The 11505-nt window shown below is 66.7% G+C and carries 5 protein-coding genes; 3 read left to right on the top strand and 2 right to left on the bottom strand.

All coding sequences use genetic code 11. From position 1 onward, the window contains the following. Nucleotides 1-3: 3 nt before the first annotated feature. Together AC59GX_RS01460 and AC59GX_RS01465 are read left to right on the top strand one after the other, a co-directional pair. Nucleotides 4-3543, top strand: coding sequence for a hydantoinase B/oxoprolinase family protein (locus tag AC59GX_RS01460; RefSeq protein ID WP_497300657.1), 3540 nt, complete (start codon nt 4-6; stop codon nt 3541-3543). A gap of 271 nt (nt 3544-3814) precedes the next feature. Further along, a complete protein-coding gene (locus AC59GX_RS01465) occupies nt 3815-6118 on the top strand; it encodes a glycoside hydrolase family 3 C-terminal domain-containing protein (RefSeq protein ID WP_426282597.1) in 2304 nt (767 codons plus the stop codon). Nucleotides 6119-6582: 464 nt separating this feature from the next. On the opposite strand, the gene AC59GX_RS01470 is transcribed toward AC59GX_RS01465, so the two are convergent. Together AC59GX_RS01470 and AC59GX_RS01475 are read right to left on the bottom strand one after the other, a co-directional pair. Beyond that, the gene (locus tag AC59GX_RS01470) at nt 6583-8397 is read right to left on the bottom strand and encodes a DUF885 domain-containing protein (protein ID WP_426282596.1); all 1815 of its coding nucleotides are present in this window, start codon (nt 8395-8397) and stop codon (nt 6583-6585) included. Between the two features lie 463 nt (nt 8398-8860). After that, nucleotides 8861-9949, bottom strand: coding sequence for a mannose-1-phosphate guanylyltransferase/mannose-6-phosphate isomerase (locus AC59GX_RS01475; RefSeq protein ID WP_426282595.1), 1089 nt, complete (start codon nt 9947-9949; stop codon nt 8861-8863). Nucleotides 9950-10110: 161 nt separating this feature from the next. On the opposite strand from AC59GX_RS01475, the gene AC59GX_RS01480 reads away from it, so the two are divergent. Then, entirely contained in the window at nt 10111-11499 is a 1389-nt protein-coding gene (locus AC59GX_RS01480) for a TIGR03013 family XrtA/PEP-CTERM system glycosyltransferase (protein ID WP_056484844.1), read from the top strand. Nucleotides 11500-11505 lie beyond the last annotated feature (6 nt).

Raw genomic sequence — 11505 nt, forward strand, 5'->3', positions numbered from 1 at the left:
CCAATGACTACATGGCAGTTCTGGATCGATCGTGGCGGTACGTTCACCGACGTCGTCGCGCGGCAACCGGACGGGCGGATCGTCACGGCCAAGCTGCTGTCCGAAGATCCCGAGCGCTACGGTGATGCGGCGGTCGAGGCGATCCGGCGGTTGACCGACGGGGCGGATGTGCCGCTCGAACTGCGGATCGGCACGACGGTCGCGACCAACGCTCTGCTCGAGCGCAAGGGCGAGCCGACCTGCCTCGCGATCACGCGCGGGTTTGGCGACGCGCTGCTGATCGGCCACCAGGAGCGGTCCGATATTTTCGCGCGCGACGTGAACCGTCCGCCGCCTTTGTTCGCGCAGGTGGTGGAGATCGACGAGCGGGTCGGGGCGAAGGGCGATGTGCTCCGGCCGCTCGACGGCGATGCGGCGCGCGCGGGCTTACAGGCTGCTTTTGATAGCGGACTGCGCGCCGTCGCGATTGTTCTTGTGCACGGTTACCGCTTCACCGCGCACGAGGAGGCCCTGGCGGCAATCGCGGCCGAGATCGGCTTCACGCAAATCTCGGTAAGCCACCGCGTCGCGCCGCTGATCAAGCTGATCGGGCGGGGTGATACGACCGTCGTCGATGCGTATCTGTCGCCGGTCGTCGATCGCTATGTCGCGGGCCTGAGCAACGCGCTGGGGCAGGGCGCGCTGTTCATGCAGTCGTCGGGCGGACTGGTCTACGGCGCAGGCTTTCGCGGCAAGGACGCGATCCTGTCGGGTCCCGCTGGCGGCATCGTCGGCATGGCCGCGACCGCGCGCGAGGCCGGGTTCGAGCATGTCATCGGCTTCGACATGGGCGGCACCTCGACTGACGTGTCGCACTATGCCGGGACGTACGAGCGCGACACCGAGACGCTGATCGCCGGCGCCCGCATCCGCGCGCCGATGCTGCGGATCCACACGGTGGCGGCAGGCGGCGGCTCGATCTGTTGGTTCGATGGCGAGCGGTTGATCGTCGGCCCCGAGAGCGCAGGCGCGGTGCCGGGGCCGGCGTGTTACCGCCGCGGTGGGCCGCTGACGGTGACCGACTGCAATGTGATGCTGGGGAAAGTGCGGCCAGAGTTCTTCCCGGCGCTGTTCGGACCGGCGGGCGACCAGCCGCTTGATGCGGAGGCGGTGGCCGCTCGGTTTGCGGAGCTGCCGCTCGATCCGCAGGTCGCAGCGGAGGGGTTCGTCGCGGTCGCGGTGGCGAACATGGCGAATGCGATCCGCACGATCTCCGTCGCGCGCGGGCATGACGTAACGCGTTATACGCTAGCATGCTTCGGTGGAGCCGGAGGGCAGCATGCGTGCCTCGTCGCCGATGCGCTGGCGATGGACCGAGTGATGATCCACCCGCTGGCCGGCGTGCTGTCGGCGTACGGCATGGGGCTCGCCGATCGCCGGGTCCTCCGCGAAGCGACGTCGGGGGCGGCGTTCGCGGACTATGCCGGGATCACGCAGGCGCTGGACAGTCTGGCGGAAGCAGCGCGCGACGCGCTAATGGCGCAGGGTGTCACGGCGGACGACGTTCGGATCGAACGCCGCGTGCATCTGCGTCGAGGCCAGACCGACCACACCATCGAACTCGATCTCGACGAACCGGCAGCGATGATCGCCGCATTCGATGCCGCGCACATCGCGCAGTTCGGTTTCGCCAGCGAGGCACCGCTGGGTGCCGACCGGATCGTCGCCGAGGCGATCGCCGAGAGCCCGCCGATCGATGCCGCGCTGGTCGCGTTCCCCGAAGAGCTAGCCGCGCCCCTGTCCGTCGCCCCCGTCTACATGGCGGGCGCATGGCACGACACGCCCGTCCTGGCTCGCGCAGGCCTCCCCGCCGGCCACGCCATCGATGGCCCGGCACTGATTCTCGACAGCGTCTCGACCACCATCGTCGAGCCCGGCTGGCGCGCGCGCGTCGATCCGATCGGCAATCTGATCCTCGACCGCATCGCGCCCCGTGTCGGCGCGAGTATCGGTACTGAATCCGATCCGGTGCGCCTCGCAATCTTCGCCGGTCTGTTCATGAGCATTGCCGAGGAAATGGGCGCCGCGCTCCAGCGCTCCGCCGCATCGGTCAACATCCGCGAACGCCTCGACTTCAGCTGCGCGCTGTTCGACGCGCACGGCAAACTCGTCGCCAACGCGCCGCACATCCCGGTCCATCTGGGCTCGATGGGCGAAAGCATCCGCACGATCATCGACGCGCGAGGCGGCGGCGCGGACGGCCGCGGTATCCGCCGCGGCGACGCCTACGCGCTCAACGCCCCCTATCGCGGCGGCACGCATCTGCCCGACATCACCGTTATCATGCCGGTCTTCACAGACGATAACGACGCCCCAGCCTTCTTCGTCGCAGCCCGCGGTCATCATGCGGACGTCGGCGGCATCACCCCAGGATCAATGCCCCCCGAAAGCCGGTCGGTCGAGGAAGAGGGCGTGCTGCTCGACGACGTGCTGGTGGTCGACGAAGGCGGTTTCCTCGAAGCGGAACTGCGCGCGGTGTTCGCGTCCGGCCCTTATCCCGCGCGCAATATCGACCAGAACATAGCCGATCTCGCCGCGCAGTTGGCCGCCTGTACGCGCGGCGCGACCGGTCTCACACGGCTCGCGAACGAGTACGGTGCCGACGTCGTCGCAGCGTACATGGAGCACGTGCAGGCCAACGCCGACGCCGCAGTCCGCCGCCTGATCGCAACGCTAGACGATGGCGCGTTCGCCTATGAGATGGACGACGGCGCAGTCGTCCGCGTGGCAGTCCGAGTCGACCGCGAGGCCGGGACAATGGTCATCGACTTCGCCGGCACCAGCGAGCAGCGTCCGACCAACTTCAACGCCCCCGTCTCGATCGTCCGCGCGGCCGTGCTCTACGTCGTCCGCGCACTGATCGACGAGGCCGTGCCGCTCAACGACGGCTGCCTGCGCGGCGTGACGATCCGCGTGCCCGAGGGCTCGATGCTCAACCCTCGATATCCGGCTGCGGTCGTCGCCGGCAACGTCGAGACCAGCCAGGTCGTCACCGACGCGCTGTTCGGTGCGCTCGGTGCGATGGCGGCGAGCCAGGGGACGATGAACAACTTCACCTTCGGCAACGACACGCACCAATATTACGAGACTATTGCGGGAGGAGCAGGTGCTGGCCCCGGCTTCGACGGCGCGTCGGTGATCCAGACGCACATGACCAACAGCCGCCTCACCGACCCGGAAATCTTTGAGACGCGCTTCCCGGTGTTGCTGGAGGAATTCTCGATCCGCCGCGGCTCGGGCGGGGCAGGCGCGCACCACGGCGGCGACGGCGCGACGCGACGAGTCCGGTTCCTCAAGGACATGACTGCCTGCATCCTCGCCAACCGCCGCCGCATCCCGCCGTTCGGGATGGCCGGCGGTGACAGTGGCGGACTCGGCTCGGCATCGGTCGAGCGCGCGGATGGCGGCGTCGAACGGCTTGGCTCGACTGCCAAGGTCGACATGCACGCCGGCGACGTGTTCGTGATCGAGACGCCCGGCGGGGGTGGCTTCCGTCAGGCCTGATCGCACTCGCGCCACGCGGGGAAGGACTTTCGGCTGATGGCGGAGGCGGTTGCCGACGTTCGGTAGAGCATTGCGCCTCCTTCTGCCCCCCTTCGCTGAAAGGGAGGGGCGGGGGTGGGTAGGCCGGCTTGGGTCGTGGACGTTCCACGATCCGGAAACCGACCCACCCCCAACCCCTCCCTTTCAGGGAGGGGAGACCTTGCGACGGCTGGTTGCGGTAACGCGACGAACGCGGCACACACGGCATTCGATCAGCCTGAAAGTGAAGCCCATGACCGCATCCCGTTCCCGCGCCCTGTTCGCCCGCTTGCTCGCGGGATCGGTGCTGGCGATCGCAGCGCCCGCCGTGGCGCAGACGACCAACAACGCACCCGGTGCGGCGGCGGCGCGGACCGAGGCTCCCAAGGCGCAGCCGTGGATGAACACTGCGCTGGGCGCCGATGCGCGCGTCGATCTGCTCCTCAAAGAGATGACGCTCGACGAGAAGCTGCAGCTCACCTTCGGGTACTTTGCAACCAATGCCGACTGGCTGAAGACGCCGGTCAAGAACTGGGTCTATCCGAAGGACGGGCTGGCCGCTTCCGCCGGGATCGTGCCGGGTATCCCGCGGCTCGGCATCCCCAGCCAGTGGCAGACCGATGCCGGCGTCGGTGTCGCCAGCCAGCGGGGGCCGACGCCGCGCCTGCGCACCTCGCTGCCCTCCGGGATCGCTACCGCGTCGACCTGGAACCCCGAACTGGCGCAGGCCGGAGGCGCGATGATCGGCAACGAGGCGTTCCTGTCGGGCTTTAACGTGCAGCTTGCGGGCGGGATGAACCTGACGCGCGAACCGCGGAATGGCCGCAATTTCGAATATGGCGGTGAGGATCCGTTGCTGGCGGGCGTCATCACCGGGCACGAGATCAAGGGAATCCAGTCGCAGCACGTCGTATCGACGATGAAGCATTACGCCTTCAACGGGCAGGAGACGAACCGCAACAATATCGATCACAAGATCGGCGAACAGGCTGCGCGCCAGTCCGACCTGCTCGCGTTCGAGATCGCCAACGAGGTCGGCCAGCCCGGCTCGGTAATGTGCTCGTACAACCGCGTGAACGGCCATTATGCGTGCGAGAACGACTGGCTGCTCAACACGGTGCTGAAGCGCGACTGGGGCTTCAAGGGCTATGTCATGTCCGACTGGGGCGCGACGCATTCGACCAGCGAGGCGGCCAATGCCGGGCTCGACCAGCAATCGGGCTGGGCGTTCGATCGCTCGGCGTATTTTGCCGATGCGCTGCGCGAGGCGGTCAACAACGGGCATGTGACTGAGGCGCGCGCGACCGATATGGCGCGGCGCGTACTGTGGGGAATGTTTTCCGTAGGAGCGTTCGACAAGGTCGTGGCGGGCGATCGTGCGACGACGATCGATTACGCCGCCCATGCTGCAGTGACGCGCGCGGATGCGGAGGAGGGCATCGTCCTGCTTAAGAACACCGCGGGGCTGTTGCCGATCGCCAAGACGGCCAGGTCGATCCTGCTGATCGGCGCGCATGCCGATGTCGGCGTTCTGTCGGGCGGTGGTTCGAGCCAGGTCTATTCGCACAATGCGCCGACCAACGGCTTGATCGTGGCGGACGAGTTCCCGAGTGGCTTCCCGGGTCCCAAGACGTATCACGCGTCGCCGCCGATGAAGGCGTTGCAGGCGCTGACCGGTGCGACCGTGACGTATCTCGACGGTAAGGACGTCAAGGCGGCTGCCGCGGCGGCGCGGAAAGCGGACGTCGTCGTCGTGTTCGGCGAGCAGTGGACCGGCGAGTCGTTCGACGTGCCCGACCTGAACCTGCCGGCTGGCCAGAACGCGCTGATCGATGCGGTCGCGCGGGCGAACGCGAAGACGGTGGTCGTGCTCGAAACCGGCGGGCCGGTGGTGATGCCGTGGCTCGGTAAGGTCGGCGCAGTGCTGGAGGCGTGGTACCCGGGCACGGCGGGCGGCGAGGCGATTGCGCGCGTGCTGACCGGCGAGGTCAATCCGTCGGGGCATCTGCCCGCGACCTTCCCCGCTTCGCTCGCACAGCTGCCGCGGCCCAAGCTCGAGGGCGATCCGAAGCTCGACCGCGATTCGCATCCGATGGGCAATTACGACATCGAGGGCGCCGCGGTCGGTTATAAGTGGTTCGATAAGACCGGCGCGAGGCCGCTGTTCCCGTTCGGCTATGGGCTTTCCTATACGAATTTCGCGATGGGTGGTTTGACCGCCGCGCCTCAGGGCAAGGGGATCAAGGCGGGGTTCTCGGTGAAGAACACGGGTGCAGTGCAGGGCAAGGCTGTCGCGCAGGTCTATGTGTCGGGTGCGGGCTGGGAGGCGCCCAAGCGGCTCGGGGCTTTCCGCAAGGTCGATCTCGCGCCGGGTTCCGAGCAGGCTGTTTCGGTGACGATCGATCCGCGATTGCTGGCGACGTTCGATGTCGCGAGCGGTGGGTGGAAGATCGCTGGCGGCGACTACAAGGTGATGCTGGCGACGTCGGCGGCGGATGTCGTGCAGACGGTGACGGTGCGGGTTGCGGCGCAGACGCTGGATCGTGGGGGGAAGTGAGGGCTCGCCCGTTCGTGCCGAGTAGGCGACGAGTAGCTTCGTAGGAGCGTATCGAGACGGCGTATTGAGGGACGGGGTGTCGCGCGGAACCTATACCTCGATACGAGCCCTCGATACGCCCAAGAGGGCTACTCGGTCTCTACTCGGCACGAACGGGTGTGGAGCGGTGTGCCTGACTCGACGCAGATCGGGTGAGGCGACGCTGCCGGAAAGCGGCATAGGGTGAAGGCCGTCGCCAGGCGAATACCCCCCTTACGTCGTACCGTATTCGTCCCCCTCTCTCGTTGGGAGAGGGAAGGGTGGAAGCGATCCCGATCGATTTACCTGATCCTCCCCCGCCAGGGGCAGGTGGCTGGCGCTTGCCAGACGGAGGGGGAGGTAAAGAATCACCGGGGTTGCGTGTCCTCCCCCTCCGTCACCTTCGGCGCCACCTCCCCCTTGCGGGGGAGGATAAGGGCGCTCGGTTATCCCCGCGCCTTCATTGCCGCGATCCGCTCGTCGACGCGGCGTTCCAGGATCGTGAGCGGCATTGCGCCTTCCTTCAGAATGTCGTGGAACTGCTTCAGGTCGAACTTGTCGCCTAGCGCCGCCTTCGCCTTCATCCGTGCGCGCGTCCACGCCATGTGTCCGACCTTGTAGCTGCACGCCTGCCCGGCCTGCGTGCAGTAACGTTCCACCTCGCGCTGCGTACGGGGCCGGGCGAAGCCGGTCGTCGCGACCATGTAATCGGTCGCCTTCTCGCGGCTCCAGCGCTTCGCATGGATGCCGGTGTCGACCACCAGACGCGTTGCGCGGAACAGGAACGACTGGAGATACCCGGCGCGTTCCAGCGGCGACGCATACGCACCGAGTTCATCTGCGAGCTGCTCCGCGTACAGCGCCCAGCCTTCCGAATAGGCCGAGAAGAAGCCGATCTTGCGCAGCGTCGGGATGTCCTTCGATTCCTGCGCGACGCTGATCTGGAGGTGATGTCCCGGCACGCCCTCGTGATAGGTGAGCGACGGCAGCGTGTATTTCGGCCAGTCGCCGACGTCCTTCAGATTGACGAAGTAGATCGCCGGGCGGCTGCCATCGAGCGAGGCGCGGTTGTAATAGCCGTTCGATGCGCCGTCCTGGATCTCGACCGGGACCGCGCGGATTTCGAGCGGCTGCGTCGGCACTTCGGAGAAGGCCTGGGGCAGCTTGGCGTACATCGCCTTGATGCCGTCGTTCAGGCCGGCGATCAGCTCGGTGCGGCCCTCCGCGGTGTTCGCGTAGAGTTGGTCCGGCGTCACGTTCAGCTTCGCCAAGCGCTCGCCTACCGTGCCGGTAGTGAACCCTTGCGACTTCAGGATCGTGTCGAGCTGCGCGGTGATCTCCGCCACCTGCGCTAGGCCGATGCGGTGGACCTCGTCGGGGCTCATCGTCGTGGTGGTCGCCTGGTTCAGTGCCATCGCGTAGATCGCGTCGCCATTGGGCACGCGCCAGATGCCGTCGCCGGGCTTGGTGGTCGGCTTCAGCCGTTCCATCAGCGTGATCTGGCGATCGAGCGCGGGATAAACCTTCGCGTCGACGATCTTGGCGGCGCGGGTCTGCCAGTCGCCGGTGAGGCCCTTCGCCGCTGCACGCTTTACCAGCGACTGGACAATGCTTGACGTGGCCGCCGGCTGGCTGCGCAGTTTCCGCATCTGGCCGAGCGTCAGGTCTAGCGACCAGCCGGGTGCGAGCAGGCCGCGTGCCGCCTCGGCCTGCTGCATTGCGCTCTCTTGGTCGAGCACCGTGCCGAACTGGTCGAGCCGCGACAGATACGCTTCGGCATCCGGGGTGGCGTTGATGGTATGCGCGGTGTTGAGGAAGTCGGGCACCTGGAAATAGGCGCCGCCCTGCTGGAAGATCCGGTAGGGGCGGATCGGGCTGTCCATGCCGAATTTCTCGGGCGCGGCGATCTGCGTGGCGAGCGAGTAGCGCACGACTTCGAGGTTGAGCTTGGCGGCGGGCGACAGGCCCGCGCCATCGTAGCGAGCGAGACTGGCGAGCGCGGCCTTGGTCTCGGCGACGTCGCGTGCACGCTTGTCGGGTGTGCGTGGCGACAATTGCCCCTTCAGGCGTGCGATCGGTCCCTTGTCGAGGCCAAGCGACGTCGCGAGCTCGGGCGACCGCGCGACGCTCGCTTGGAAGATCCGCTCGAAATCGGCGTTGAGCGCGGTATCGCCGCTCGACTGCGCGAAGGCCGACGACGGCAGCAGCGTTGTGGCGAGCGCGGCGACGCCCCCCGATGCGAGGAACTGGCGACGATCCATGACGAATTCTCCCGTGAACTTTGGCGCATTTAAGCGTATCGGCGCGCGGATCGCCAGCGCTTCCGGGATCGGAATCTCGACGCGTCTGCGGCCGGAACCGGCGCGAAACACGCGCATATGGCGAAACCGCGGGAAACTGCCGGAACAAGCGCGGATATCGTCGGTTTGACCCGAGAGCCCGGCGGTGTCCTTACCCCCCCGAAGGATGCCGTCGGGTGTATGCGTAGGTGAGGTAGACGTGCGAGACGAGACATCCAGGCGTGAAGCCGGCAGGCGTGAAGCCGGCGCACGATTGCACGATGTCGGCGAAAGATTGCGCTCGTCCTGGCAGACTCCCACGGACACGATGATCACCGAGGACATCCCGACGCTGCTCACGCGCCTGTCACAGGTGCCGAAGACCCGCAGGAAACCGTAGTTCGATCGGCCCGGCGTGGAGCCGGACCGATTCTATGTCCTGACCTCAGGTTGTCGGCGCGGCGTTCTTCGCAGCGGTTTTCATGGCCTCGATGAGCTTCTTCACTTCCTGGCTGCGGCCGCGTGGCATGATCAGGACGTCGTTGCCGCTCGCGACCACGATCAGGTCCTCGACGCCGACCAGCGAGACGCGGACGCCGTCGCTGCGGACGAAGCAGTTCTTCGTGTCGATCGCCAGCACATCGCCGTCGCCGTGGCTGCGGTGCGCGTTGCCGTTGCCGTCGGTGTCACTGATCGCGTGGAGCGCGTCCCAGCTGCCGACGTCGTTCCAGCCCATCGCGACCGGCACGACCGCGACCCGGTCGGCCTTTTCCATCACCGCGTAATCGATCGAATCGTCGGGTGAGGCGGCGAACGCGACCGCGTCGGGGTAGATGCGAGTCCCTTCGGTACGCGCCTTGTCCATCGCCTCCTGTGTGGCGGTCAGGATGCCCGGATCGAACTGCGCGAGCGCCTCGAGATAGGCGTCGGCGAGGAACAGGAAGATACCGCCGTTCCAGGCGTGATCGCCACTGGCGAGCATCGACTGCGCCTTGTCGAGCGGGGGCTTCTCGACGAACCGCGCGACGCGGTTGACGCCGGGCTGAAGCTCATCGCCGATCTGGATCCAGCCATAGCCGATTTCGGGCGCATCGGGTGCGATCCCGAACGTGACGAGCCAGCCTTGCGTGACGAGCGGCATCGCCGCCTCGATCGCGGCATGGAAGGCCGGAATGTCGCCGATGACGTGGTCCGATGGCATCACCAGCAACGCGTCGCCGCCGCCACCCGCGGCAATCGCGGCGAGCGCGATGGCGGGCGCGGTGTTGCGGCCGATCGGCTCCAGGATCAACGCCTGCGGGGTTGCGCCGGCCTCGGCCAGCTGCTGCTCGACGAGGTCCGCGTGACGCGCATTGGCGACCACGATCGGCGCGGCGAAGCGATCGCCGAACGCGCGGCCCGCGGTCAGCTGCAGCATCGTCTCGTCTGCGGTCAGCGCCAGCATCTGCTTGGGCATTTCGGGGCGCGACATCGGCCAGAGGCGCGTGCCCGAACCGCCTGAAAGAATAACGGGAACGATCTTACGTGCGGTCATGAAGCCTCCTGCTGGCGCCGAGCTATAACGTGGCAATTTCGCGCGCCAATCGCCGAATGATCGGATTGGCATGCAGTCTTCAGGCTTTTTTGGTGTTTTACTGCGAAACGTGGCGTTCAGGTGTCGGAAGCGTTTACACTGGTGCGTCGGGATAGCGGACGATGATACGGCTCTTCAAGCATTACGTACCCTATGCGGTCCTCCTGCTCGGCCTTGTCGATGCGGTGTTGTTGATCGCGTCGGCGGAGATCGGCTGGATCGTCCGCGCACACCAGATCGGCATGGAGGTCGGGCCGATCCACACCCGGATCGCGCAGTTGCTGACGTTCGCGCTCGCATTGCAGGTCTCGCTGGTCGCGGTCGGGGCGTACGGCGTCGCGTCGTTCCTGTCGCTGCGCTTTGCCGCCGCGCGGCTGGCGGTGGCGTTGTCGCTTGGCGTGATGTTCCTGTCGCTGATCTTCTTCCTCGTCCCCCCGCTCGCGCTGTGGCGATCGAACCTGCTGTACGCGACGGTGATTGCGACCGTCCTGCTCGTCACGGTTCGCGCGGTGCTCGGCAAGACGCTCGGCGGCGAGACGTTCAAGCGGCGGATCGTCGTGCTCGGCGCCGGGACGCGCGCCGCTCGGATCGAGACGCTGGCTGCGCAACCGGGCGTGAACTTCGTCGTCGCAGGCTTCGTCCTGATGGGCGAGGCGGACCCGGTCGTCCAAGGCGCGATGCCGCGCGCCGACATCCCCAATCTCGCTGCGCATATCGTCGACCAGAATGCGAGCGAGGTCGTGCTGGCGCTCGACGAACGCCGCAACGCCCTGCCGATGAAGGATCTGCTCCGCGTCCGCACCACCGGCGTGCAGGTCAGCGAGATATCGAGCTTCCTCGAACGCGAGACGGGACGCATCGACCTGAAAAGCGTCAACCCGTCCTGGCTGATCTTCTCCGACGGGTTCGCCTCCAGCCGGATGCTGTCGAGCGTGTTCAAGCGCGCGTTCGACATCGTCGCCAGCGGGCTGCTGCTGGTGGTCACGCTGCCGATCATCCTGCTCACCGCGATCGCGATCAAGCTCGAGTCGAAGGGGCCAGCCTTTTATCGCCAGCGCCGTGTCGGGCTCTACAACGAGGGCTTCGATATCCTGAAGCTGCGGTCGATGCGGCAGGACGCCGAGGTCGCGGGCAAGGCGGTCTGGGCGGCGGAGGACGATCCGCGGATCACGCGGATCGGTCGCTTCATCCGAAAAGTGCGGATCGACGAACTGCCGCAGACCTGGACCGTGCTGAAGGGCGAGATGAGCTTCGTCGGCCCGCGCCCCGAACGCCCGCAGTTCGTCCAGCAGCTCGAGGAGCAGCTGCCGTTCTACGCCGAGCGGCATATGGTGAAGCCCGGGATCACCGGCTGGGCGCAGATCAATTATCCTTATGGCGCGTCGATCGAGGATGCGCGGCACAAGCTTGAATACGATTTGTATTACGCGAAGAATTATTCGCCGTTCCTCGACATGCTGATCCTGTTGCAGACTCTCCGCGTGGTGTTGTGGCCGGCGGGGGCGCGGTGATTTTCG

The organism is Sphingomonas sp. 320_CC (assembly GCF_059691795.1).

Coding starts and splice junctions, on each gene's coding strand:
- AC59GX_RS01460 (WP_497300657.1), top strand. CDS start 4: ATGACTACATGGCAGTTCTGGATCGATCGTGGCGGTACGTTCACCGAC.
- AC59GX_RS01465 (WP_426282597.1), top strand. CDS start 3,815: ATGACCGCATCCCGTTCCCGCGCCCTGTTCGCCCGCTTGCTCGCGGGA.
- AC59GX_RS01470 (WP_426282596.1), bottom strand. CDS start 8,397: ATGGATCGTCGCCAGTTCCTCGCATCGGGGGGCGTCGCCGCGCTCGCC.
- AC59GX_RS01475 (WP_426282595.1), bottom strand. CDS start 9,949: ATGACCGCACGTAAGATCGTTCCCGTTATTCTTTCAGGCGGTTCGGGC.
- AC59GX_RS01480 (WP_056484844.1), top strand. CDS start 10,111: ATGATACGGCTCTTCAAGCATTACGTACCCTATGCGGTCCTCCTGCTC.